This window comes from Cyclobacteriaceae bacterium, from assembly GCA_025808415.1.
GTDB lineage: Bacteria > Bacteroidota > Bacteroidia > Cytophagales > Cyclobacteriaceae > UBA2336.
Map to the genome: position 1 here is coordinate 3,822,687 of CP075525.1, position 26,189 is coordinate 3,848,875.

25 protein-coding genes are annotated in these 26,189 nt (G+C 43.9%); 15 read left to right on the forward strand and 10 right to left on the reverse strand.

Annotated elements, in window-relative coordinates; all coding sequences use genetic code 11:
* The first annotated feature begins 182 nt into the window (after window positions 1–182).
* The 6 genes from KIT51_16910 to accD all read left to right on the forward strand — a co-directional run bounded on the left by KIT51_16910 (window position 183) and on the right by accD (window position 4,498).
* Complete coding sequence (locus KIT51_16910) at window positions 183–704, forward strand: 30S ribosomal protein S16 (protein ID UYN86519.1); 522 nt, start codon at window positions 183–185, stop codon at window positions 702–704.
* 80 nt (window positions 705–784) lie between these two features.
* Window positions 785–1,300 carry a 16S rRNA processing protein RimM gene (gene rimM / locus KIT51_16915; protein ID UYN86520.1) on the forward strand — a complete coding sequence of 172 codons (516 nt, stop codon included), beginning with the start codon at window positions 785–787 and terminating at the stop codon, window positions 1,298–1,300.
* A gap of 2 nt (window positions 1,301–1,302) precedes the next feature.
* On the forward strand, window positions 1,303–1,977 hold the full coding sequence (gene trmD, locus KIT51_16920) for a tRNA (guanosine(37)-N1)-methyltransferase TrmD (protein ID UYN86521.1): 675 nt from the start codon (window positions 1,303–1,305) through the stop codon (window positions 1,975–1,977).
* A gap of 99 nt (window positions 1,978–2,076) precedes the next feature.
* Window positions 2,077–2,430: a 50S ribosomal protein L19 gene (gene rplS / locus KIT51_16925; protein ID UYN86522.1), complete on the forward strand. Its 354-nt coding sequence runs from the start codon at window positions 2,077–2,079 to the stop codon at window positions 2,428–2,430.
* Window positions 2,431–2,556: 126 nt separating this feature from the next.
* Window positions 2,557–3,639, forward strand: a complete 1,083-nt coding sequence (locus KIT51_16930; GenBank protein UYN86523.1) for a class I fructose-bisphosphate aldolase — start codon at window positions 2,557–2,559, stop codon at window positions 3,637–3,639.
* 16 nt (window positions 3,640–3,655) lie between these two features.
* A complete protein-coding gene (gene accD / locus KIT51_16935; protein UYN86524.1) occupies window positions 3,656–4,498 on the forward strand; it encodes an acetyl-CoA carboxylase, carboxyltransferase subunit beta in 843 nt (280 codons plus the stop codon).
* 394 nt (window positions 4,499–4,892) lie between these two features.
* Here accD and KIT51_16940 read toward each other — a convergent pair whose 3' ends face one another.
* From KIT51_16940 to rplU, 5 genes are all read right to left on the reverse strand, one after another.
* Entirely contained in the window at window positions 4,893–5,870 is a 978-nt protein-coding gene (locus KIT51_16940) for a hypothetical protein (protein ID UYN86525.1), read from the reverse strand.
* Window positions 5,871–5,878: 8 nt separating this feature from the next.
* Window positions 5,879–7,534 carry a SusD/RagB family nutrient-binding outer membrane lipoprotein gene (locus KIT51_16945; GenBank protein UYN86526.1) on the reverse strand — a complete coding sequence of 552 codons (1,656 nt, stop codon included), beginning with the start codon at window positions 7,532–7,534 and terminating at the stop codon, window positions 5,879–5,881.
* 33 nt (window positions 7,535–7,567) lie between these two features.
* On the reverse strand, window positions 7,568–10,804 hold the full coding sequence (locus KIT51_16950) for a SusC/RagA family TonB-linked outer membrane protein (GenBank protein ID UYN86527.1): 3,237 nt from the start codon (window positions 10,802–10,804) through the stop codon (window positions 7,568–7,570).
* A gap of 198 nt (window positions 10,805–11,002) precedes the next feature.
* Window positions 11,003–11,266, reverse strand: coding sequence for a 50S ribosomal protein L27 (rpmA, locus tag KIT51_16955; protein ID UYN86528.1), 264 nt, complete (start codon window positions 11,264–11,266; stop codon window positions 11,003–11,005).
* 17 nt (window positions 11,267–11,283) lie between these two features.
* Entirely contained in the window at window positions 11,284–11,592 is a 309-nt protein-coding gene (gene rplU, locus KIT51_16960) for a 50S ribosomal protein L21 (protein ID UYN86529.1), read from the reverse strand.
* Between the two features lie 439 nt (window positions 11,593–12,031).
* Between rplU and KIT51_16965 the strand changes: the two genes are divergently transcribed.
* A complete protein-coding gene (locus KIT51_16965) occupies window positions 12,032–13,021 on the forward strand; it encodes a ribonucleotide-diphosphate reductase subunit beta (GenBank protein UYN86530.1) in 990 nt (329 codons plus the stop codon).
* 56 nt (window positions 13,022–13,077) lie between these two features.
* Window positions 13,078–15,522 (forward strand): ribonucleoside-diphosphate reductase subunit alpha, encoded by a 2,445-nt coding sequence (locus tag KIT51_16970; GenBank protein UYN86531.1) that lies wholly within the window; start codon window positions 13,078–13,080, stop codon window positions 15,520–15,522.
* A gap of 102 nt (window positions 15,523–15,624) precedes the next feature.
* On the opposite strand, the gene KIT51_16975 is transcribed toward KIT51_16970, so the two are convergent.
* The 4 genes from KIT51_16975 to KIT51_16990 are packed head-to-tail and all read right to left on the reverse strand — an operon-like array spanning window position 15,625 to window position 19,730.
* Window positions 15,625–15,969 (reverse strand): DUF3127 domain-containing protein, encoded by a 345-nt coding sequence (locus KIT51_16975; protein UYN86532.1) that lies wholly within the window; start codon window positions 15,967–15,969, stop codon window positions 15,625–15,627.
* 18 nt (window positions 15,970–15,987) lie between these two features.
* A complete protein-coding gene (gene acs, locus KIT51_16980; GenBank protein UYN86533.1) occupies window positions 15,988–17,880 on the reverse strand; it encodes an acetate--CoA ligase in 1,893 nt (630 codons plus the stop codon).
* 59 nt (window positions 17,881–17,939) lie between these two features.
* Window positions 17,940–18,695 (reverse strand): ZIP family metal transporter, encoded by a 756-nt coding sequence (locus KIT51_16985; protein UYN86534.1) that lies wholly within the window; start codon window positions 18,693–18,695, stop codon window positions 17,940–17,942.
* A 3-nt stretch (window positions 18,696–18,698) separates the two neighbouring features.
* Window positions 18,699–19,730, reverse strand: a complete 1,032-nt coding sequence (locus KIT51_16990; GenBank protein UYN86535.1) for an FAD:protein FMN transferase — start codon at window positions 19,728–19,730, stop codon at window positions 18,699–18,701.
* 100 nt (window positions 19,731–19,830) lie between these two features.
* On the opposite strand from KIT51_16990, the gene ruvB reads away from it, so the two are divergent.
* The 4 genes from ruvB to queG are packed head-to-tail and all read left to right on the forward strand — an operon-like array spanning window position 19,831 to window position 22,368.
* A complete protein-coding gene (gene ruvB, locus KIT51_16995) occupies window positions 19,831–20,862 on the forward strand; it encodes a Holliday junction branch migration DNA helicase RuvB (GenBank protein ID UYN86536.1) in 1,032 nt (343 codons plus the stop codon).
* A gap of 5 nt (window positions 20,863–20,867) precedes the next feature.
* Window positions 20,868–21,203, forward strand: coding sequence for a hypothetical protein (locus KIT51_17000; GenBank protein ID UYN86537.1), 336 nt, complete (start codon window positions 20,868–20,870; stop codon window positions 21,201–21,203).
* Between the two features lie 4 nt (window positions 21,204–21,207).
* Complete coding sequence (locus KIT51_17005; GenBank protein ID UYN86538.1) at window positions 21,208–21,420, forward strand: DUF4926 domain-containing protein; 213 nt, start codon at window positions 21,208–21,210, stop codon at window positions 21,418–21,420.
* 3 nt (window positions 21,421–21,423) lie between these two features.
* Window positions 21,424–22,368: a tRNA epoxyqueuosine(34) reductase QueG gene (queG, locus tag KIT51_17010; protein UYN86539.1), complete on the forward strand. Its 945-nt coding sequence runs from the start codon at window positions 21,424–21,426 to the stop codon at window positions 22,366–22,368.
* 36 nt (window positions 22,369–22,404) lie between these two features.
* Here the strand turns inward: queG and KIT51_17015 are convergent, their stop codons facing one another.
* A complete protein-coding gene (locus KIT51_17015) occupies window positions 22,405–23,217 on the reverse strand; it encodes an esterase family protein (protein UYN86540.1) in 813 nt (270 codons plus the stop codon).
* Window positions 23,218–23,297: 80 nt separating this feature from the next.
* On the opposite strand from KIT51_17015, the gene KIT51_17020 reads away from it, so the two are divergent.
* Genes KIT51_17020 through KIT51_17030 form a run of 3 tightly spaced genes read left to right on the forward strand, consistent with a single transcriptional unit; the run spans window position 23,298 to window position 26,160 of the window.
* Entirely contained in the window at window positions 23,298–24,008 is a 711-nt protein-coding gene (locus tag KIT51_17020) for an esterase family protein (protein UYN86541.1), read from the forward strand.
* A 16-nt stretch (window positions 24,009–24,024) separates the two neighbouring features.
* A complete protein-coding gene (locus KIT51_17025) occupies window positions 24,025–25,035 on the forward strand; it encodes a hypothetical protein (protein UYN86542.1) in 1,011 nt (336 codons plus the stop codon).
* Between the two features lie 30 nt (window positions 25,036–25,065).
* On the forward strand, window positions 25,066–26,160 hold the full coding sequence (locus KIT51_17030) for a carboxylate-amine ligase (protein ID UYN86543.1): 1,095 nt from the start codon (window positions 25,066–25,068) through the stop codon (window positions 26,158–26,160).
* Window positions 26,161–26,189: the final 29 nt, after the last annotated feature.

Sequence of the window (26,189 nt, forward strand, 5' to 3'; positions counted from 1 at the left end):
GAAATCAAATGTATTGAACAGGAATAGGATAAAAAAATTGAATACTCGCTTAAACAGTTATTTAATTTTCGGTTTCCCTCCAGCTTTCTCAAAGGCCAGCAATTGGAAGGTCTCTGAAATAGACTATATTTGCAGCCCTAATTAAACTAATGGACGAGTTCCACCACTAAACTGAAAGAAAAATGGCAGTTAAGATCAGATTGGCCCGCAGAGGCCGCAAAAAACTGGCGAAATACGATGTTATAATCGCTGATGCCAGGGCACCACGCGATGGTCGCTTTATTGAAAAGATTGGTACGTATAACCCGTTAACGGTTCCGGCCAGCATTGAATTAGACGAAGAAAAGGCCTTTCAATGGCTTATGAATGGTGCACAACCTACAGACACCGTAAAAGCTATGCTTTCTTACCGGGGTATCATGTTACGCAAGCATCTTCAAATTGGCGTAATTAAGGGTGCGCTTTCACAAGAAGATGCCGACAAGAAATTAAGCGATTGGAAACAAGCCAAGGATGCTAAAATCAAAAACCGGGTTAACACCCTGGCCGATGATAAGCAAGCCAAAGCAAAAGCCCGCAAGGAAGCAGAAGCCAAGATTAAGGAGGCAAGAGCAGAAGCCATTCGGAAAAAAGCAGAAGCTGCTTCCGTTGCTGAAACTCCCGAAGCCACTACCGAAACGGAAGCTCCCACGGCAGAAGTATAAGGCACGATTTAAGGCGATAGTAATTGGTAAAATGCCAGTGTTCAGAGCACTGGCATTTTAGTTTCGATTAATTTGTAACAATGAAAAAAGAAGATTGCTATAAAGCAGGCTTCATCATGCGGCCCCATGGGCTAAAGGGTGAAGTAACTGTTTCGCTTGATCCCGACTCACCGGCAGACTGGGGGTCATTGCAATCGGTGCTGATTGAAAACCACAACACCCTGGTACCCTATTTTATCGAAAATGTGTCCGTCAAAAATGACAAAGCCTTTATAAAATTTGAAGATGTTTCAACACCCGAAGAAGCCACAAGATTAAAAAACCTATCCATTTATCTTCTCAAGAGTTCACGACCCAAATTAACCGTTGCAGACTTTTATGATGATGAAATTATAGGCTTCGATGTAAACGATCAAACATTAGGGCTGTTGGGCAAAGTGGTAACATTGGAGCGGGCCGGGGTTAATCGGTTTATCATTTTAGATCACAAGGGTAAAGATGTTATGATTCCGGCACAGCCACCCCTTGTCAAGTCAGTTAACCGAGCAAAAAAAGTTATAAGCGTAAACCTTCCTGATGGTTTTTTGGATATTTGATCATGCACATTTCTATTATAACTTGCTTGCCACGCCTTATTGAAAGCCCATTCAACGACTCCATTTTAAAACGAGCCCAGGCAAAAGGCCTGGCTAGTGTCGAAATTATAGATTTGAGGGAATATGCAACCGGAAAGCACAAACCTGTAGATGATTATGCTTTTGGTGGTGGTGCCGGTATGGTGCTTATGATAGAACCGATTGACAAGTGCATTGCCGCTTTAAAATCAAAACGCCAATATGATGAGGTGATTTACATGAGCCCGGATGGAGAGTTATTCGCGCAATCAGTTGCCAATGAACTTAGTCTTAAAAAGAACCTTATTTTGTTATGTGGCCATTACAAAGGCGTGGATGAGCGGGTTCGTGAACACCTGGTCACGCGCGAAATAAGCATTGGCGATTATGTGCTCTCAGGAGGCGAGTTGGCGGCTGCCGTAGTGGCCGATGCAATAATAAGGCTTATTCCAGGTGTCCTTTCTGATGAAACTTCAGCTTTAAGTGACTCCTTTCAGGATGGTTTAGTCGCACCCCCGGTTTATACCCGTCCTGCAGATTATAAGGGCTGGAAAGTGCCCGACATCCTTCTTTCAGGGCACCAGTCAAAAATTGAAGAGTGGAAACACGACCAAGCCCTTGAAAGAACCAAAAAAAGGCGGCCAAACTTGCTTGAATAAGCTAAAAACAAGGCTAATGGAATAAAACATTCTGGTAAGGCATTCAAAAATCCCGATTCTTTCCCTACATTTGCAGTCCATTTTTGAAAATACGCTTGTATGGCTGATTTAATAAAAGTTGTGGAGCAGGAATTTGCTGCCGCCCGTGAAAAAATGCCTGATTTTAAGGCTGGTGATACCATCAATGTTCACGTAAAAATTAAAGAAGGTAACAAAGAGAGGATACAGCAATTCCAAGGGGTTGTTATCCAACGCAGAGGCTATGGTACTAACGGTGAGACTTTTACCGTTCGCAAAGTATCCAACGGGGTGGGTGTTGAACGTATCTTCCCGATCACTTCTCCCAGCATCGACAAAATTGAAGTGGTTAAAGAAGGTAAAGTGCGCAGGGCCAAATTGTATTACATGAAAGGCCGCCAGGGCAAATCAGCCAGGATTAAAGAAAAGGTTTGATAATGAGCTAGTTACAAGAGCCATCCGAATAGAATCGGATGGCTTTTTTGTTTACTGGTAAACTGTATTTTCTTCATTAGCTAACTTTTAAATAATTGATAACTTTGCTTCCCTACTTAAAAAAATATGGCAAAACAGGCTAAACAAAGCATTTCCAAGATCCTCGGCAAAGACGCCAAATACCTTTTGGATCACAAAAGCAAAACCATTTCTTCCAACCAGATTCATGCCCCAGGGCCTGATTTTGTAGATCGTGTGTTCGCACAATCCAACCGCACACCACAAACCTTACGCAGCCTGCAAACATTGTTTGACAAGGGACGGTTAGGCGGGACCGGCTTCCTTTCCATACTTCCAATCGACCAAGGAATTGAACATAGTGCCGGGGCTTCGTTTGCCAAGAACCCAATTTATTTCGACCCGGAAAATATTGTGAAGTTGGCCATAGAGGGCGGGTGCAATGCTGTAGCTACCACCTACGGTGTACTGGCCATGATGTCGCGATCCTATGCGCACAAAATTCCATTTATTGTAAAAATTAACCATAACGAACTGCTTACTTATCCCAATAAACATGATCAGATCATGTTTGGAACGGTGGAAGAAGCTTGGAACCTGGGAGCGGTTGCTGTTGGGGCAACTATATATTTCGGTTCCGATAATTCAACGCGCCAAATCCAGGAAGTTGCCGCAGCTTTTGAACGTGCGCATGAACTTGGCATGGCCACAATCCTGTGGTGCTACATCCGTAACAATGCCTTCAAGCAAGGTGGAAAAGATTACCACGTTTCAGCAGATTTAACAGGGCAGGCTAATCACCTGGGCGTTACCATTCAGGCTGATATTATCAAACAAAAGCTTGCCGAAAACAATGGAGGTTATAAGGCACTTAACACAGGAGGAAGCAGCTACGGCAAGCTTGACGAACGTATCTACACCCACCTGACATCGGACCACCCGATTGATCTGTGCCGCTACCAGGTGGCAAACTGCTATATGGGGCGTGCCGGGTTAATCAATTCAGGAGGCGAATCAAAAGGAGCCAGCGACCTGGCGGATGCAGTGCGCACAGCCGTTATCAACAAGCGCGCAGGAGGCATGGGCTTGATCTCCGGAAGAAAAGCCTTCCAACGCCCTATGAAAGAAGGTGTAGAAATCCTAAACGCCATTCAGGATGTTTACCTGGACAACAGCATTGACCTTGCCTAACCTAATCTGATTTACAATGTCTTGGTTTAACCGAACAGACAAAGGAATATTAACACCCACAGAAGCTAAACGCGAAGTGCCCGATGGGCTTTGGTTCAAATCGCCAGGGGGAAAAATTGTTCACACACGCGAGCTTAAAAACAATGCCTACGTTGTCCCCGAAGAAGATTACCATGTTCGCATAGGATCAAAAGAGTATTTTGAAATACTGTTTGATGATGGTGTCTTTATCGAATTAGATCCCGACATGGAATCTGCCGATCCGTTGAAATTCAAAGACACTAAAGCTTATCCAAAACGGATAAAAGAAACCCAGGAAAAAACTGAGCTTAAGGATGCGGTGCGTACAGCCTACGGAAAAATGAACGGCCTGGACATTGTAATTGCCTGTATGGATTTCAGTTTTATCGGAGGATCAATGGGCTCCGTAGTGGGCGAAAAAATTTCTCGCGCCATGGACCATTCCCTTCAGCATAAAAAGCCCTTTCTGATGATCTCACGTTCCGGAGGGGCACGTATGATGGAAGCTGGTCTTTCGCTTATGCAGATGGCTAAAACTTCAGCAAAAATTGCGTTACTCGATCAAGCAAAAATACCATACATCTCATTACTTACCGACCCAACTACAGGGGGCGTGACAGCATCGTACGCTATGTTGGGTGATTTTAATATTGCCGAGCCTGGGGCGTTGATTGGATTTGCCGGGCCTCGGGTGATCCGCGAAACGATTGGCAAAGACCTGCCGAAAGGCTTTCAGAGTGCCGAGTTTGTGTTAGACCATGGCTTTCTGGATTTTATTGTAGACCGAAGAAATTTAAAAAGCAAGCTAACTACGCTGCTTAAGATGCTTACTTCTTAAGAATAAAGCAGCGATTCCCGCCATTGTCATTGTAGAAGTTAACTTGTGCCTCGCATAGGCGTTGGAATCCAGGAGAAGTATATCATACTCTTTACTCAAACCCATTCACCAATAATCAAAGTCTTAGTTGTATCCTTTGATCGTACATGGTCCGTTATGATAGATGTGGTTATTTCAACTTTGGTAATTAATTTATCGGTACAACTTCCTAACATTAAAACAGGCCGAAGGAACACAATCTATTTATTCGCTCAAATTTAGCTTTACTCATCAGACAACCATTTTTATGTTTCGTCTTGTCATGCAAAAATTATTGGCCGCCCTGTTCAGAAAAAAGTCAAAAAAATAGACTGTCAGCAAAGACAGTCTATTTTTTTAAGAGAACTATATAGAATTACTTCTTTTTAAGCTTCCAAATAAATTTATCCAGAACTTCACCATCAGAATCTCTTACGTACAGGAAATCCAAAGTTATTTCGTTTGTACATTGATTGTAGGTTCCTTCTGCCGAGATTGTCCTCACACCATTCGGGTGCTTTTGAGCAGGAGCGGTAACCACTTGCGTTACTACATCAACCGAGGGCTGAAAAATGATATAAATAGGGATCCCTGAATCGTACCAATTATTGATATTAAAACGATTAGGATTTCCAACATCTTGCGCCAAGGTAACATCATAAGGGCCATAACCGCCAAAAAACTCCGAGGACTCAGTGGCATCATAAAGACCAGCCCAATCACTATTGTCATATGTGCAATAATCAGTCACCGTATAGGTAAGCCGTTGGGCTGGGTAAAACTGGCCACTTTGATATAAACCAGACGCAATTATGTCCGAGGCAAAAACCTTTGAACCATCTTTTAAATTCAAATCACTCTCGATAGCTACTCCAAACTTATAAACCGTTAGCATTTTCTCTACATCCTCTTCTTTTGTGTAGTCCAATCCTAAGGCGGTTAGTATATCGGTCAACTTGATGGAGACAGAAACCCAAGGCCTTAAGTAATCAGAAGTGGTTTTAAAGTCTGAGAAAGGCACATTCTTTAACAGCTTTCTTTCCAAAAGTACGCTTCCGTCTGGCTGAGGGATACGCTTGATCGCAAATACATCGAAACTGGCCAAAGTACTCGGATCTTCTGCAAGGAACTCAGCATCGAAATCAAAAGTCTCAGTACCTGTGATAATACGCGGAAAAAATTCTGCTCCTGGTTTACCAAGAACATAGATATTTTGTAATTGATCTCCACGTAAAGCTAAAATGGAACCTTTTTTTACACTTTTAAACTGAAGTGGATCTAGACTGTCATCTGCACAAGAAAATGCCAGCACAGAAAACAGCATTACGAGCAATTTATATATCGTTTTTTTCATAATGTTCTTTAGTTAATAACATCTGGATTTGTATCCCAAAAAATCTTATTAGTCGAATTGAAATCCTTCTGACTAGCATTCTGATTTAAGTTTACATAATCAGCAGGATAAACGTAAGACCTGTAAAATGGACCGGGGTTGGGTTGTAGAGCTGGCTGAAGATTTCTTGGGGCACTGGTTCTGCGCAAGTTATTGTAAGCTTCAACACCATTTCCCCAGCAAGAGATGTAAAACTCCCGACCAACTACATCCAATTTAGTGGTAGCAGCATCGTATGCAGCTAACACAGCCGCAACATAGGCATCTGTGGAAGATTCCCGTCCCGGCAATAGTGTTTGGCCTTTGCTGGCCGCAAAGTTTTTCACTTGAGTAATGGACTTTCGAACGCCATTCTCAAGATCAACCCTGGCACCAACGGCATCACCGGCACGCAATTTAATTTCAGCCTTCATGAAATCAGTAAAGAAGGACATGAAGATCGGGTGAATTCCGGCACCATTGGCACCTTCTCCCTGAATTGTCGCACCCCAATAGCTAGCAGCCAGATTATTGTCGGCTCGTCCACCCGCAGGATATACTCCAGCACAGGTTAAAACAGGTCCATCTGGTGGAATGCCAAAGCCATCACCATGATCTCGTCCATAAAACCCGGGATCAAATACACAAAATACAGGCACTCCGGCTGCAATGTAATTTGGTGGTGGGGCACCCGGGGCGCAACCTAATGACTTAGGGTCAACTTCAAGCGCACGGGCTATACTTCCAACCTGACGATAGAAGTAATAACGCCATCTTGGATCTTCTAAACCATACCCGGTGTACATTTCATACATAAAGTAGTTTGCGATGTATCCACCAGCACCACCTCTTCCAGGCGTATAGTACTGACGATACACTGGGTGCTGAGATACTGGCACAATGGCTGTGCCATATTTATATGTGAAATTCTCCGCTTCAGTATCAATCAAATCAGAAGTTAAGAGGGTAGTAATTTTAGGGTTAGCCTCTGTAGCGTTAAACATCCGAAAATTCAACCAAGCCTTCAATTCGAGTGAATTTGCCAAAGCATTCCAACGTGCCCTGTTTCCTCCGTAAAAATTATCACGGCTTAAAGCCGCTCCTGCATCAGTACCTGTTTTAGCCAGTTCTGCTTTAGCTTCAGTAAGCAGTTGAATTGCATGTCGGTATACTTCCTCGCCAGTTGATGCTCTGGGGTTGAAGTTGCCTTGGGGAGCCTGTAGTGCCTCTGCTTGCGGAACATCACCGAAAATATCAACTAACGTCAAATAAACGTAAGCTGAAAGAATCTTAGCAACTGCTACATGTGTTGTTAAATTCTTTTCCTCGGCCAGTTTAATAACTAGTTCTGCATTTACAAGTACATCTTCATAAGCATAGCTCCATAAAGCGTTTACACTTTCGGGAGTGTTAGCTGTTTGGTAGCGAAAACCGCCTGTCATGGCCTCCATTCTACATAGAGGGTTTACTGATCTTTCAGCGTCATTAAAGAAATTCGAAAAACTTAGCTGAACGGAATTCATGATCAAATCAACATCAGCATTACCAATGTTAATTTGATTTGGATCCTCAAGGTCTCCATCAAGACTACATGCGTTGAAGACTAACATCAACGCTATGATTATTTTAACAATTTTATCTTTCATGTCTGATCATTTTATATATGGTCATTATTGAATTTAGAATGTGATCCTAAGATTTACGCCATATCTTCTGGCTGAAGGGCCACCAAGATAGTCAAAGCCTGCGCCATTATTTGAACCGTAGGCTGTGCGGTCAAAATCTGCTTTTGAATATTTAGGTGCGTTAACTGCACGCCACCATAGATTATTGCCAATAGCAGTGATACTAATTCCGCCAAGTTTAAGTTTTGATACCAGATCACGTGGCAGGTTATACGATAACGATATTTCACGGAAGCGAATACGCGTAGCATCATAAACACCGCGATCATCCGGGCTTCCTCCAATTATTGTATTCGAGAAAAACACACCCGATGTTGTTAGTGGAATAGTATTTGGCTTGTAACCAATAACGTTATCATTTTCATCCAGTACTTCATTAACTCCTGGAAGGATCAACGACAGTGTCGGATCAAAGTTTTCCAGATCTTTTGCTACTCCGCGACCAATCATTGTGGCTGCCGTGAATGAATATATCTGTCCGCCTTGCACATAATCCCACTGCATACCCAAGGATAATCCTTTCCAACTTAGGTTGAACAAAGCTGAACCAAACCAATCTGGATTAGGATCAGCAATTATACCGATGTCATTAGCTTGTTTATAATCGCCTGCATCATTTACAATAAGTTGACCATCTGGGCTGCGCTCAACAAATGTTCCCTTTATAACATTCAAGGGCTTGCCTTCAATGGCGAAATTGCCCAAGTTCGAAAATCCGTTAATCAAAATTTCTTTAGAGCCTTCCGGCAGTGATTCTACCTTACTTCTGTTGCGTGTGAAATTCGCACCAACTTCAATTGTCAAATCACCTCGCTTAATTGGTGTTACCCATAAAGTAGCCTCAATACCCTTGTTGGAAATGGCTCCGGCATTAATAAAAGAAGATGAGTAACCGGTGCTTGGATCAAGCGGTCTTTCAATAATCTGATCTTCTGCCAAGCGATTATATACGGAGAAATCCAAACGTATTTTATTTTGAAACATCCTCGTTTCAAGACCAAACTCAGTTTCTTTTAATAATTCTGGCTTAAGATTTGGATTCGCCAGCAGAGAAGGAAGGCTCGATGTAATCACATTGCCTATACCATCGACACGTGCTTGTGAGTTAAGGGATAATGTTGGCCGTGTGCTGTAAGGATAGCCAAAATTAGCTGAAGTTCCATAAGCCAAACGAACCTTCAAGAAATCAAGAACCTCCGGAGCAATTGAAGGAAAGGCAGCGGTTGGAATAAAGGCCACACTAGCTCCTGGATAAAATAACGTACGGTTTTCCTTTTCCAAAGTTGAAGACCAGTCATTGCGGCCTGACAGGTTAAGGTATAGGTAATTTTTATACCCTAAAGTTGCATCGAAAAATACACCTTGAATGGCACTATTTTGTTTATAGTTTAAATTGTTGCCTCTAAAGTCCCGAGGAAATGTTGAAGTAAAGTTCCTGTGCTCCATCAATCCAAAAACAACCTGATTAAGACTCTCCAAACCTTGCTGACGATACTCGTTGCTCCGGTAGTTGTAGCCAACCAAACCGGTTAAATCGAGGCTCTCATTCAAATCTTTGTTAATCGTTGCGAGAAATGAGTGATCAAATATTGTATTGTTGCTGGATACCGAACGAAAGGCCCCTGGAATTAATAAGGAACTATAACCACCGGACAATCCAGACTTATTAACCGAATATGTTTGATCCTCAGCATAGGTGTCCAAACCAAGACGGTAAGTAGCATTCAACCAATCTGTAAGTTTATAATCTATACTCGAACTGGAGAAAAAGCGGTTAGTTAAACTGCTCTGTCTTGCATTCTTAAGCACCCAACGGGGATTTGGTATATCGTTACCGTTTCTGTAGTAAACAGAGCCCTTCGTAACAGGGTCCTCAAATGGCCAGTTCATCAGGTCAATATTGCGTGGGGTGTAAAACAGGTTCGCAAAAACTGATGGCCCCCCGGCTGAGTTTGAACCGAGACCTGCACCTGTTGGAGGGGTTTCAAAATCCGTTCTAACAAAATTAAAAGTTGAAGAAAGTGTGAGCCGATCTGTGAATTTCTGTGTTCCTCCAAACGAAAAATTATCTCGTTTTAAGTTGTTCCCTGCAATAAATCCAACCTCATCAAGATGGCTGTAATTAAAGTTTACACTTCCAAATTGGTTAGTTGCGCCCAAATTGAGGGAAGTAGTTGCTGAATGTCCTTTTTGGAAAAAATCTTTGACATTGTTAGGCGCTGCTCTTGGGATGTATCCGCCATTATCGGATCCCGCTTGCGCGAACTCAGGAAACTCCGGAAACAAATTACGGTGCTCCCAATAAGGATGGCGGAAACCCGTTGGTTGGCCGTTAAAGAGGCTGCCCCAGTTACTGAAAAATTCTCCGTATGATCCGTCAAAACCGTTGGCCCATTTATTCTGATATTCTGGAATTACGGCCTCCACCACAAAATAAGACTGCGATACAGCACCCGTAAACTTATTCTGTTTCGTTGCGCGTGATCCTGTTTTAGTGGTTATCAAAATAACCCCATTTCTTCCCTGCGATCCATAGGTAGTTGTGGCGCTCAATCCGCGCAAAACACTAATGGACTCAATATTATTAGGGTCAATATCAAGGAATCTGGTAGGGGCAACTTGGCCATCAACAAAATTCTGGTTGATATCATTTGATTGTGTATTAATAGGTACACCATCCACAATCCAAAGGGGTTGGGTATCCCCGTTAATTGAACTGTTTCCACGAATGTTTATCCGGGAACTTGAACCTGCTAACCCAGATGCGTTAAGAATTTGTAAACCTGGAGTTCTTCCCTGCAATGCACGACCAATGTCTGTTTCAGGTTTTTCGGCTAATAGGGCAGAAGAAATTGTTGTTGTTGCATATCCAAGAGCCTTTTGTTCACGTTGGATGCCTTGGGCTGTTACAACGACCTCGGAAAGCTGTTGAATGTCTGAGGCGAGCGAAACATTAATTGTAGTTCTATCTCCAATTAACACTTCTTGCGTTTGCAACCCGATAAATGAAAAAATCAAAGTACCCCCAGATGCAGGAACACCGCTAATTCTGTAATTGCCTTCAGAGTCCGTAACTGTTCCAGCGGTGGATCCCTTGATGACAACATTCACACCAGGCAAAGGAGATCCATCATCTGCAGATGTCACCTTCCCTGTTACTGTTCGTTCTTGGGCTAGCAATGGCCCCCCAAGAACCAATAAAGCGAAGAAAAATAGTAAAAACTTCTTCATAGAATTTGGTTTAGGTTAAGCGCCAAGGTAAACTATTTTATCTCGAAAGAAAATGGGTTTTTTTAAAATTTTCAGAACATTATTTTACTCAATTGATAATCAAAGAATAATCCTTTCTAAAACACCGATAAAATGGAAATAAAAAAAGCCCCGGAGTAAGACCTCGGGGCTTTAGAATATGCTTAATTCTCTAATGGTTTACGCCTCTGCCTGTGGCAACACCGATACAAAAGACCGGTTCTCTCTACCCTTTTTAAACACAACTACTCCATTGGTAAGGGCAAATAAGGTATGGTCTTTACCTAATCCTACATTTTTGCCCGGGTGGTGCTTTGTACCGCGTTGACGCACAATAATGTTACCGGCAACCACCTTTTGGCCGCCAAAGACCTTCACGCCTAATCGTTTGCTTTCCGATTCGCGGCCGTTCTTTACTTTACCTTCACCTTTTTTATGTGCCATTTTTAAACTCTTTTAGGTTAACCGATACTTTCAATTTGAACCTTTGTGTACTGCTGGCGATGCCCGTTCTTCACGGCATAACCTTTTCTGCGCTTCTTTTTAAAGACAATCACTTTATTGCCCTTTACATGCTCCAGTATCTTTCCCGATACCTTCGCGCCTTTAACAGTAGGGGCGCCAATTTCTACCTTCCCGTTATTGTCCAGCAGAAGAACCTCGTCAAAATTAACTGACGATCCGGCTTCTCCTTCCAGTTTGGGGGCATAGATGTACTGGTCTTTAGCCACTTTAAACTGCGTTCCGGCAATGTTTACAATTGCATACATAGCTTTGAAAATTGGACTGCAAAGGTAGAAAAAGAATTCACATTTCGGAATCCTAAAACCTGAATTTGGCTTTCACAGCCAAAAAACTAGGCTATTTCAAGGTTGCGAAAAAAAATAAAAAAATTTTCAAGGCCATTTTAGTGAAAGCACAGCATTGAAAGACTCAATCAACCATCTAAAACACAACCAATTATAAACCTTCCAAATATGCAAATTCAGCCCGAAAAACGAATTTTTGAGAGTTTGTCGGCTTTTGATTTGTAACCACCATTTCAAATATTTGTACGCTTACACTGGGCGGAAAAAGGACAGTCTTCTTTCAGCCTTACATACAGTAAATTTTTTAAGATTTTTTAACCTGGCAACCACAGCGGCAATGCCCTGACATGCTGTCTCCGGAAGCCTGATAAATAGTTAACAACCCTAAACCCATCAAAAGATGAGTCATTCTTTACCGGAAGAACCTATTTTGAGAGAAAACAAAGACCGTTTCGTCCTCTTCCCCATTCAACATCACGACATCTGGAAATTTTATAAGCAGGCTGAAGCCAGTTTCTGGACGGCCGAAGAGATTGACCTGAGCCAGGACCTTACCGATTGGGCAAACCTGAATGACGGTGAACGACACTTCATCAAACACGTGCTGGCATTCTTTGCTGCCAGCGATGGGATTGTAAACGAAAACCTGGCCGAACACTTTGTTGCGGAAGTCCAATACACGGAAGCAAAGTTTTTCTACGGGTTTCAGATTGCCATAGAGAACATCCACTCGGAGACGTACTCATTATTAATAGACACGTATGTTAAAGACCCCAAAGAAAAGGATTCTTTGTTCCACGCCATTGAAACTATCGATTGCGTAAAGAAAAAAGCAGATTGGGCATTGCGTTGGATATCGAACGGGGGTTTTCAGGAGCGATTAATAGCCTTTGCCGCAGTGGAAGGCATCTTCTTTTCCGGTTCTTTCTGTTCTATTTTTTGGTTGAAAAAGCGTGGCTTAATGCCCGGCCTGAGCTTCTCCAACGAATTGATTTCCAGGGATGAAGGCCTTCATTGCGACTTCGCCTGTCATTTATATACACAACATGTGGTGAACAAGTTGCCCGAGCAGACCGTGATAGACATTATAAAAGATGCCGTGGAGATTGAAAAAGAATTTGTAACCGATGCCCTGCCCGTAAACCTTATCGGCATGAATGCCGAACTGATGCGGCAGTACATTGAATTTGTTGCCGACCGACTGCTTAATGAATTGATTGGAAAAAAAATCTACGGAGCTACCAATCCGTTCGATTTTATGGATATGATTTCGTTACGTGGCAAAACCAACTTCTTTGAAAAACGGGTGGCCGAGTACCAGAAGGCCGGAGTACTTAACAGTTCTGAAAAAGATTCAGCACCTAAGTTTTCACTGAACGAGGATTTTTAATATCTTCAAAACACTTTTCACCATTTTTTAAACTTTTTAAACAACCCTATCAAGAAATGCTTGTCATAAAAAGAGACGGACGCAGAGAGTCCGTAAAGTTTGACAAAATCACCGCACGCATTGAAAAGCTCTGTTACGGACTGGATATGAAATATATCAGCCCGGTAGAGATTGCCATGAAGGTGATTAACGGTTTGTACGATGGCGTAAGCACGATCCAATTGGACAACCTCGCTGCGGAAATTGCCGCAACGCTGACGACCAAGCACCCGGATTACGCCAAGTTGGCTGCTCGTTTGGCTACCTCAAACCTGCATAAGGTTACGAGCAAGTCTTTTTCCAACACCATGAAACGCCTGTACACGTACGTGGATCCTAAAACTGGGGAGAACGCCCCACTGATTTCGAAAGAAATGTGGAAGACCGTGCGTGACCATGCCGCAGAGCTTGATGAAGCTATCCTTTATGATCGTGATTTCAGTTATGACTACTTCGGGTTTAAAACCCTGGAGCGCTCGTACCTGATGAAGATTGACGGTAAGGTAGTGGAACGCCCACAACATATGCTTATGCGCGTAGCGGTAGGCATACATGGCGAGGATATTCCCGCGGCCATTGAAACATACAACCTGCTTTCGGAAAAGTGGTTTACCCATGCTACACCAACTTTATTTAATGCAGGAACACCCAAACCGCAGCTTTCTTCATGCTTCCTGCTTACCATGAAGGATGATAGTATTGACGGCATTTATGATACATTGAAGCAATGCGCCAAAATTTCTCAGTCGGCAGGGGGCATCGGCCTCAGCATCCATAATGTCCGGGCAAAAGGCTCCTACATCAAAGGCACGGGCGGAACCTCCAATGGTATCGTTCCGATGCTACGCAACTTCGATATGACGGCCCGGTATGTTGACCAGGGCGGTGGAAAACGTAAAGGAAGTTTTGCCATTTACCTGGAGCCTTGGCATGCCGATATTTTTGATTTTCTCGACCTGAAGAAAAACCACGGCAAAGAGGAAATGCGTGCGCGCGATCTGTTCTACGCCATGTGGATTCCGGACCTGTTTATGCAGCGTGTGGAAAACAACGAAATGTGGTCGCTCTTCTGCCCGAACGAAGCACCCGGTTTGGCTGATGTGTGGGGCGAAGAGTTTGAAAGACTCTACGATAAGTATGAAAAAGAAGGACGTTACCGCAAACAGATAAAAGCGCAGGATCTTTGGTTTGAAATCCTCGAATCACAAATCGAAACCGGAACGCCATACATCTTGTATAAAGATGCCGCTAACCGCAAATCAAATCAGAAAAACCTGGGCACCATTAAGTCCAGCAATTTGTGCACAGAAATTATTGAGTATACCTCGAAAGATGAAGTTGCTGTATGTAACCTCGCCTCGCTTGCGCTGAACAAATTTGTAACAGAGGATGGCAAGTACGATCATCAGAAACTTTACGAGATCACTAAAGTAGTAACCCGTAACCTGAACAAGGTTATTGATGTAAACTACTACCCGGTAGAAGAAGCGCGCAACTCCAACATGCGCCATCGCCCGATTGGGTTAGGCGTTCAGGGGTTAGCCGATACGTTTATCATGTTGCGCATGCCGTTCGATTCAGAAGAAGCGCGCAGGCTCAATGAAGACATCTTCGAAACCATTTACTTTGGTGCCATGGAAGCTTCTATGGAGCTTGCCAAAGTACACGGCCCTTATGAAACGTTTAAAGGATCACCAGTATCGAAAGGAATTTTTCAATTTGATATGTGGGGCGTAACCCCGAAGAGCGGCCGATGGAACTGGGAGCAATTGAAGCAAGATGTGAAGAAGCATGGTGTTCGCAACTCTTTATTGCTGGCCCCCATGCCAACTGCTTCTACTTCGCAGATTCTTGGTAATAATGAATGTTTTGAACCTTATACTTCGAACATTTATACACGCAGAACACTTTCCGGTGAATTCATCATTGCCAACAAACACCTGATGAAAGACCTGATTGATCTTGGTTTGTGGAATGAAACGATGCGCCAAAAACTCATTGCTACCAACGGCTCGGTACAACCCATTCCTGAAATTCCACAAAACATCAAGGATATTTACAAAACTGTTTGGGAGATCTCTCAAAAAGCAATCATCGATATGTCGGCCGACCGTGGGGCATACATTTGCCAGTCGCAAAGCCTGAATATCCACTTGAAAGATCCAAACTTCGGTAAGCTTACTTCCATGCACTTCTACGCCTGGAAGAAAGGATTGAAGACGGGTATGTACTACCTGCGCTCAACAGCCGCTGCTGATGCGATCAAATTCACGCTCGATAAATCGGCCATTCAACAAACGGTTGGTGCCGAGGTAAAAACAACCACCGTTACGGCAACCGTTGCTGAGCCGCAGCAAGAGATGGTTTATGGCAACCAACAGGTTGCCGACTATGAGCAAAAGAAAGCCGACATGGCCTGCTCATTAGACAATCCGGATGCCTGTGAGGCTTGCGGAAGTTGATTCCAATAAAGAACAATAAATAAAAAACCCTGATGGTGATCCATCAGGGTTTTTTGTTGGGGAATAGTCGTCCTACCACTTGAAGTGGTAGGACGACTTATTTTAGAATGGCAAATCGTCACTGGAATTGGTATCCGGCATAAACGACTGATCTGGCGGTGGAGCCATTTCACGTTCCTGCCCTGTTTGTTTTGCAATTTTCCAGGCGCGCACATCGGTGTACCAACGGCCGTTATACTCGCGGCTTTCAATATTGATCGATGCCGTAATTTTATCCCCGGCATTTAATCGGTTTTCATCCACTTTCTCACCCCACAGCGAAAGGCAAACTTTTTTTGGGTATTGCCCCGGTGTTTCGAGGATAAATTCTTGTTTTTTCCATACTCCGTTTTTTCCCTGCCCGGTTTGAAGCGGCAGAAGGCTAACTACTGTTCCTGATATTTCCATGTTTACATTGTTTTACTTCTATAATGCCCCGCTTTTTATTTCTTCCACCACCGCAGGGTCGAGCAAGGTAGTAACATCTCCTAAATTGGTGGTATCTCCCTCGGCAACTTTTCGCAAAATCCTTCGCATAATTTTTCCCGATCGGGTTTTGGGAAGCCCACTTACAAACTGGATCTTATCTGGCTTGGCAATTGGGCCAATAATTTTAGCAACCAGTTCGCGTATTTCCTTACGTAGCTTCTCTTCTTCGTGGGGTTTATCGTAACAGATTACATAGGCGTAAATGCCCTGTCCTTTTATATCGTGCGGATAGGCCACCACAGCCGATTCACAGACTGCTGAATGCTCATCAATAGCACTTTCAATTTCGGCCGTGCCCATATTATGGCCCGATACGATAATAATATCATCAACCCTGCCGGTTATGCGATAATAACCCTCGTCATCGCGTTTACAGCCATCGCCTGTAAAATACTTTCCAGGAAAGGTAGAAAAGTAGGTGTCTCTAAACCGTTGGTGATCTCCATAGATAGTACGCGCCATCGCAGGCCATGGAAACCGGATCGCCAACCGACCCTCTACGCCATTGGCCAACAGTTCATTTCCGTTTTCATCCATGATGGCGGGCTGAACACCGGGCAATGGAAAGGTAGCATGTGCGGGCTTCAATCGGGTAACGTTGGCAATGGGGGATATCATAAAACCACCGGTTTCGGTTTGCCACCACGTATCAATTACCGGGCATTTGCCACGGCCAATATTTTCATGATACCAATGCCAGGCTTCTTCGTTGATAGGCTCCCCTACCGTACCCAATATTTTAATCGAATGCAAATCGTACTGTTTTACAAAACTCAATGGAGCTTTTTCCAACGAGCGGATAGCCGTTGGAGCAGTGTAAAAAATATTTACCCGATGTTTTTCCGCAACATGCCAAAACCTGCCCATATCGGGCCAGGAAGGAACACCTTCAAACATGAGCGTTATCGCTCCGGCCGATAATGGACCATAGACAATATAGGAATGCCCGGTGATCCAGCCTACATCTGCCGTGCACCAGTACACCTGGCCATCCTGGTACTGAAAAGCTGTTTTAAATGTATAGTTGGTGTACACCATATAGCCACCACAGGTATGAACCATGCCTTTCGGTTTTCCGGTTGAGCCGGATGTGTACAAAATAAAAAGCAAGTCCTCAGCATCCATTTCTTCGGCTGCACATACATCCGAAACATTTTTGATCGCTTCTTCCCACCACAAATCACGCCCGGGTTTCATGTTTACTTTTGATTTAGTGCGCTTAGCCACAAGAACCCGTTCCACTGAAGGGCATTTTTCCAGCGCTTCATCTATTATGGATTTAAGATCAATGACTTTATCACCCCGATAGGCTCCATCGGCTGTCAGTACCAGTTTGCATCCCGCATCATTAATACGATCGATCAAGGAACCTGCAGAAAAGCCGGCAAACACCACTGAATGTACGGCACCAATTCGGGCACAGGCCAGCATGGCGTATGCCACTTCGGGAATCATGGGCATGTAAATACACACACGGTCACCCTTTTTAATGCCTTGAGCCTTTAACATGTTGGCCACCCGGCACACATTGCGGAAGAGCTCCTGATACGTGATATGTTGTGACGCATCAGCAGGATTATTAGGTTCCCAAATAATGGCCGTTTGGTTTGCCCGCGCAGGCAAATGCCTGTCAAGGCAATTTTCTGTAATGTTCAATTTCCCACCAACAAACCATTTCACTTCAGGTTTATGAAAATCCCACTCCAGTACACGATCCCATTTTTTTTGCCAATGAAAATCCTCAGCAGTACCTGCCCAAAAGGCTTCCGGGTTCTCGACACTTAAAGCATACTGCTTTTGGTATTCCGCAAAGGAGTTTATCGGATTCATGGGCTTTCCGGTTGAAGGCACCTAAAATCGGATATTTGTTTGATTTGGAAAACCCTAAATTAAAGGAAGTACTCAACAGCAACCGCTACCAGTGCGCCCAAAATGGCTACCGTGAGCTTGCGGGCATTAAAATGATGCTCAGGGCTGCTTTCAAAAACGATGGTGGTGGAAATATGAAGAAAGTTACCGCTAACCAACGCATACAATAATACCAATCCGGATTGCGAAAGGATTTCGGCCTCTACCAGGTATGTACTGATCAGCAAGCCAACAGGTGCGGCTACAGAAAAAACAACGAGGTAAGGTATGGCCTTGTTTCGGGAATGGAGTTGAAAGGTGAGCACCGTCATCAAGGCAAAAGCTGCGGGGGCACGGTGCAGCGCAATCCCTAACAAAATAGCATTCACATCGTACTGAAAACCCATGGTTACGGGCTGTGCCAGCATAGCACCCTCAAGAAAGGCATGCACGCACAAAGCCATTAAGAGTACAATAGCCGATAGTTGATGATGGGTGTGTTGGTGATCATGAACATGCTCATGTGTGTGGATATGTCCATGCTCTACACCGGATGTAAAGTGCTCCAGAATTTGTTGCAGAAAAAAACCGCACAGTACAAACAACCCGATCAACTCTACCTCACCGTTGCCACGGTACAGTTCCGGAAGTATGTGTACTACGGTAATACCAAAAAGATAAGCCCCGGCAAATACAAGCAATAGCCTGAAGTTTTTTGTTCTACCTCCGGGCATAAGGTAAACCAACAAACCCGAAAGCAGTGGCGTGAAAAAAAGAACAAGTAGCTTTAGGGTCATGTTTTACTGGTTCAGCACCACGCTTTTCTTAATTCCGTTTGATATAAATACTTGCTGGGCGCCTTGCTCGTCTGAATAAATAAGCAACCCATCCAAGTCGTTGCGGCTATTCAAAATTTCGATGGCATGTTCATGCCCCATTACCATAAAGGCCGTAGCCCAGGCATCGGCCGTGGTGCCATCTGCTGCAAAAACAGATGCACTTAAAATTTCTTTACGAACCGGGTAGCCCGATGCTGGGTCAATGGTGTGCGAAAACTTCTTGCCATCAACCTCACGGTAGTTAAAGTAATTTCCGGAGGTTGTAAAAGATTTATCCTTCAATGAAATATAGGCCTTAAAAAAAAGATTGTCGCGTGTAGAGGCCGGATCAAGAATGCCTATCTCCCAGGGCTTTTGGGTTTTAAGGTTTATGCCACAAGCCATTCCTTCACCACCAAGTTCAACCAACATATTTATTATGCCTTTCGCTTTCATAAATTCCGTTACCACATCGGCACCATATCCTTGCCCGATTCCGCCAAAATCAAGCTGCGTGCGCGGATCCGTTTTCCACACACTGTCCGTATTGAATTTTATTTTATCAAACCCAATAAAGTCGCGAATAGAATCCACCTGCAAGTTACCCGGGTTAAGCGGCTCAGCCGGGCCAAAACCCCATGCATTGACTAACGGCATTACGGTAGGATCAAACGCCCCGGAAGAGGCCGTAAAAACTTCCTGCGACTTCCTCAACACCGGTAAGAAATACGGAAGTGAAAAACTAAAGGACCGCTCTCCTTTGTTAAATAACGTTATCTCTGAGTTTGGTAGATACGTGTTTATGCTTTGATTGACTACTTCCAGCAGGGAGTCGACCGAGGTTTTAAAGTTTCTGCGCTGATCATCAAAATAGGTAATGTGATAGGTGGTGCCCATTGTTTTACCCTCAATCATCATGGGTTCCGGTGCCTGGTTTTTGCGGTATAACCAAACGGCAAATACCGAGGTGATTAGTATTAAACTATAGATGATGTTCTTCTTCCGATTGTCCATACCCAAAAAATGAAGGCGCAAGTTATGGAAATTGCGCTAATGCAACAGTGTTGCTTTAACAAAATCCGTCTAATTGAGTACCTTCGCAAAACTCTAGTTAATGCGCGAAGATTATTTGCAGGGTGATGCCGAGAACCAATCAGCAACCGAAAAGGAATTCGAAAAAGCACTCCGGCCGCTTTCGTTCAGCGATTTTACCGGACAGCAAAAGGTTGTTGACAACATAAAGGTGTTTGTGCAGGCGGCTAAGCAGCGCAGTGAGCCGCTGGATCATGTGTTGCTTCATGGCCCCCCAGGCTTAGGCAAAACAACGCTATCCTACATTATTGCCAACGAACTGGAAACGAACATAAAAATTACCTCTGGGCCTGTACTTGATAAACCCAGCGACTTGGCAGGCCTGCTGACCAACCTTGAGGCGCATGATGTTCTCTTTATAGATGAAATCCACCGGCTTAATCCCATTGTGGAAGAATACCTTTATTCGGCTATGGAGGATTTCAAGATCGACATCATGCTTGATACCGGTCCGAATGCACGATCAATTCAAATCGGGTTAAATCCCTTTACACTAATCGGTGCAACCACACGGGCTGGTTTACTCACTTCACCATTACGGGCACGCTTTGGTATTAATGCGCGTTTGGAATACTATGATGCTGCCTTGCTGAATAAAATCATTCATCGGTCAGCCAGTATTTTGAATACTCCACTTGAAGAGGATGCCGCATTTGAAATTGCCCGAAGAAGCCGCGGCACACCGCGTATAGCCAATAACCTTTTACGCAGAACGCGGGACTTTGCCCAAATTAAAGGTGATGGAACGATTACCCTGGCCATTGCGCAAATGGCGTTGAGGGCGCTGGACGTGGATGAACACGGGCTGGATGAAATGGACAACCGCATTCTGCTAACCATTATCGAAAAATTTAAAGGCGGTCCTGTCGGATTAACCACCATTGCCACTGCTGTGGGAGATGAAGCCGAAACCATTGAAGAAGTATATGAGCCATTCTTAATTCAGGAGGGGTACATCAAACGCACTTCACGCGGACGTGAAGCAACAGAATTGGCCTACAAACACCTAAAGCTCGCTCCGCCCCAATCGAAAAGGCCAGGGTTGTTTGATTAGTCAGTATGAAACTCCCTAACTGGATTAATGCGAAGATCGATATAACAAAACTTAAAAATTATGTTTTGAATGATGGTCATCCCACAGGAAAGTTTAAAGCCAGGGTATTTCTATCCGCACTCTCCTTAAAATCATCTGATGCAGAAAAATTAAGTAATGAGATACTAAAAGGGTTAGGGCAAGGCGAGGCTATTACTGGCCATAACGATCAATATGGCACCCGATATTTTGTTGATATAAATATTACTAACTTTAATCAAAAGGCTACCGTTCGAACGGTTTGGATTATTCTGAAAAACGAGGAATTTCCAAGGCTTATAACGTGTTATGTTAAAACCTAAAAGTATGCAAGCTTTTAAACTATTAGATGTTGTTGCGCTTCTTAATGATGTGCCTGAAAAAAAACTAAGTAAGGGACAAGTTGGGACTATTGTTGAACAATTAGATGATAATATTTTTGAAGTGGAATTTACTAACAAGAATGGTGAAACGCTTACTATTGAATCATTCAAAGGAACAGACCTTATGCTGCTTCATTTCGAATTTGAAAAAGTCTAACGGTTGAAATCATCATCGCCAAAAACCCAAACGCACTTCATAAAATCCACAGCCGCAAAACTCGGTTTTAGTTTTTGCGGTATCTCAAAAGCTGCATTTCTGGAAGAGGAGGCAGACAAGTTAGAAACCTGGTTATCCAAAGGCTACCAGGGAAAAATGAGCTACCTCGAAAATCACTTCGATAAACGTCTTGATCCAACCAAACTGGTAGAGGGAGCAAAATCGGTTGTAAGCCTGGTGTACAACTACTATCCCGAAAAAGATCTGGCCAGTGACCACAATCTTAAAATTGCCAAGTATGCTTATGGTGAGGATTATCATTTTGTGATAAAAGATAAACTCAAGGAATTCCTATTCTTGATCGATGAAGAAATTGGTGATGTAAATGGTCGCGCCTTTGTTGATTCAGCCCCGGTGATGGAACGGGCGTGGGCAAAAAAATCGGGCATCGGTTGGATCGGCAAAAATTCCTTGCTGTTAAACCGATCGATGGGTAGTTTCTTTTTTCTCGCTGAACTTATCCTTGACCTGGAACTGGAGTATGACAGACCGATTAAAGATTACTGCGGCACGTGCACGGCCTGCATGGATGCCTGCCCTACGGAAGCCATTCCACAACCGTATGTGGTGGATGGCAGCAAGTGCATCTCCTACTTCACCATTGAGTTAAAGGAAGAAATACCGAATGAAGTAAAAGGAAAATTCGAAAATTGGATTTTCGGGTGCGACATCTGCCAGGATGTTTGCCCGTGGAACCGTTTCTCACAACCACACCATGAAAGCCGTTTTAAACCGCATGCTGAATTGGAAAATATGTCGGTGAATGATTGGAAAGAAATTACGGAAGAAGTGTTTAAGAAAGTGTTTAAGAAATCGGCTGTGCAACGAACCGGATACAAGGGATTGAAACGCAATATAGAATTTGTGCTAAAGTCTAAGTCAACCTGATTAATTTTTCGATCAACTCATCAACGAATAAACGAATTAATTTTTAAACGCCCACTTCAAAAACTCCGGCATGGCACGTTTCCAGGTGGGCAGGTTATGTTCGCCATCGGCCATCTCATAATATTGGATGTCGTGAAAAGGGCGGTAGCCTTTTTTCGTCAGCTCAACAATCAGGTCCAGCGTATCATCAATCGAATCAATCACACCATTTTTATTCCGATCAGCCGTTTCATCCAATAAACCGGTTTGAAACCAAAATTTTAACCCCGGCTTATGCCTTCCTTTCCGGATAACGCTATGCATAATCCTGTCGCGGGTATCGGAATACAGCCTGCTCTTTGCATCGCGTTTGCGCCACCAGAATGATCCGCTAAACGCACCCGCTTTGCCAAAGTAATCGGCATGATGCCAGGCGATATCAACAGCCGAAAGACCCCCCATGGAAAATCCGGCTATCGCCCTATCGGCCACTTCATCGGAAATGGAGTACCGGTAATGAATATAGGGTATCAACTCCGCCATCACAAAGCGGGTGTAATCCTTGGCTTTCTTTCCCCGCTTTTTAAAATCGGGGTGGCCGGCCACACCATATTCCTGCATGCGGTCACCGGCATGTACCGCCACTACTACAATGCCCTTTATGGACTTATTTAGTGTAAGTTCCTCAAGGGTTTCTTTCAAGGCTATCGCTTCCCCGTCCTGGCCATCGTTCAGGATCAGCAACGGAAAGGGCTTTTCGGCTTTTTCAAACTGATAAGGTAAAAAAATATCGACTACTGTATCGCGGTCTAAAAGTTTGGAATGAACGTCCGTAAGGCGTTCTAAATGATAATGATGTTTGGCTGTCAATGAATTTAATTTATTGAAATGCTTATTTTAAAGCTGTAAAAATATAAGTTTACCATTAACCATCGGTAACTGACCTGCCCATGCCCCACGAACATTTCCACAAATGGTATAGCCCCAACCTGGGAAGAGAAATTGGTACACTGGCCTTTGGCACACGTGGATACCCCGTCATACTGTTCCCAACCTCTATGGGTAGCTATTACGAAAACAAAGATTTTAAACTAATTGATAGTGTTGCGTGGTTTCTGGATGAAGGGTTAGTAAAAATTTATTGTCCGGATGGAATTGATTCGATGAGTTGGTATAACAAAAACATCCATCCGGCCGACCGGGTGAAGAACCACATCTGGTACGATCAGTTTCTGCTGCACGAATTAGTACCGTTGATGCAGCACGAAACAGGCGTACACCGGGTGGCTACGGCCGGTTGTAGTTTTGGAGGTTACCATGCTACCAATTTTGCTTTTCGCCACCCGGAAGTGGTGAAATACGTATTCAACATGGGGGCAGCCTTTGACATTAAAGATCAGCTGGATGGGTACTACGATGACAATGCTTATTTCAACAACCCCCCGGATTTTATTCCCAACGCCCAAAACCATCACTTCCACGATATGTTTGTAGTGTTGGGTACCGGCACACACGATATGTGCTGGAACGCAAACGAAAAAATGGCTGAGGTATTACGCAACAAAGGCATTAACCACTGGCTGGATGTTCGTCACAACCATCCGCATGACTGGCCCTCCTGGCGCGAAATGTTTCCGCATTACCTTTCCTTGATCAAATAACAAAAACCCCATACACATGAAAAAAATAGGCATACTGCACGGCATGGAACGCACTTTTCCGGAAGCCTTTGTTGAGCGCATTAACAAAATGGGATTAAAAGATATCGTTGCCGAACCCGTCCTGATCGACAAAGTTGAGCAAGGTGAGCCTTCGGACTATGCGGTAATTATCGACCGCATTTCGCAGGACGTTCCTTTTTATCGTGCCTATTTAAAAAATGCTGCCATTGGTGGCGCGGCAGTCATTAACAATCCCTTTTGGTGGAGTGCCGATGAAAAGTTTTTTAACAACGCGTTGGCCGTAAAGCTTGGCGTGCCGGTACCCAAAACCGTTATTCTTCCTTCACATGATAAACCCACCGATACCAGTGATGAGTCGTTCCGGAATTTAAAATTCCCTTTAACGTGGGAAAAAATATTTGAATACATCGGTTGGCCGGCCTACATGAAACCCCATGCCGGTGGAGGTTGGAAAAATGTGTACAAACTCAATAACATGGATGAGTTCTTCAAATCTTTTAAAGAAACCGGTCAACTGGTAATGATGCTGCAGGAAGAAATTATTTTTGAAGAATATTTCCGTTGTTATTGCCTGGGCAGAAAGTACGTGCGCATTATGCAATATGAACCGCGCAACCCGCATCACTTGCGCTATGTGGTTAACGGGCCACCGGCATCGGAAAAGCTCTTGAAAAAAGTACACGACTATGTACTTACATTATGCAATGCATTGGGCTATGACTTTAATACTGTTGAAATGGCCGTTAGGAATGGCATACCCTACGCCATTGATTTTTGCAATCCCGCCCCCGATGCGGATGTGCATTCCGTTGGGCAGGAAAATTTTGAATGGGTGGTGGAACATGCCGCTAAAATGGCCGTTGAACGCGCACAACAGCAAAAGCCTGGCAAAGACAACCTTACGTGGGGAACGTTTGTTACCGACTCGGTTGCAAATTTTATGAAAGGATCGGCCGCAAAACCTGCTGCCAAGCCCAAAGCCCCCACAAAAACAAAATTAAAATAAGCCGTTCACCTATCCGCGACAAAGTGGTTTATGGAAAAGTTTACACTTGGCATTGAAGAGGAGTACATGGTGATCGATCCGGTTACCCGCGAACTCACCTCGCACGATCAACGGATTGTTGATGCCGCCCAACACATTTTAAAAGACCGTGTAAAAGCAGAAATGCACCAGGCTGTGGTTGAAGTAGGCACCGGAATTTGTGCCGATATTCAGGAAGCCAGTGCCGATATACGCGGCTTGCGAAAATTGGTATGCGGCATTGCACAAAACATGGGCTTTCGAATTGGTGCTGCCGGTACGCACCCGTTTTCGCATTGGTCGAAACAATTGATTACGCCCAATCCGCGCTACGATGAAATCGTGAACGAGATGCAGGAAGCTGCACGATCAAACCTGATTTTTGGCTTGCATGTGCATGTGGGTATTGCCGATAAAAATATGGCAATACATATCATGAATACCATCCGGTACTTTCTGCCACACGTATATGCCCTGTCGTGCAACAGTCCGTTTTGGGAAGGGCGAAACACCGGCTTTAAATCCTTCCGAACAAAAGTTTTCGATAAGTTCCCCCGCACCGGCTTACCCGATTATTTTGCTGACTGGGATGAGTTTAAAAATTATGTAAACCTGCTGATCAAAACCGGTTGCATCGACAACGCCAAAAAAATCTGGTGGGATGTTCGCGTACATCCCTTTTTCGATACCATTGAATTCCGCATTTGCGATGTGCCCTCACGCGTAGATGAAACATTGGCCATTGCAGCAGTTTTCCAGGCACTGGTAGCTAAACTGTATAAGCTTCGTAAGCAAAACATGAGTTTCATTGTTTATACACGTGCCCTCATAAACGAAAACAAATGGCGCGCCTGCCGCTATGGCATCGATGGTAAACTGATAGACTTTGGCAAACAAACAGAAGTAGAAACACGGGCGCTGATAATGGAACTTCTTGAGTTTATTGATGATGTTGTTGATGAACTTGGAAGCCGGGACGCCATCCGTTATGTTTACACCATGCTTGAGCACGGAACCGGTGCCGATCGGCAACTGGCCGTGTTTAACCAAACCGGTAACCTGGAAAATGTGGTTGACTACATTATTGCTGAAACAAGTAATTGCTGAAGCAGAAATTTTTAAACTGAAATATTACA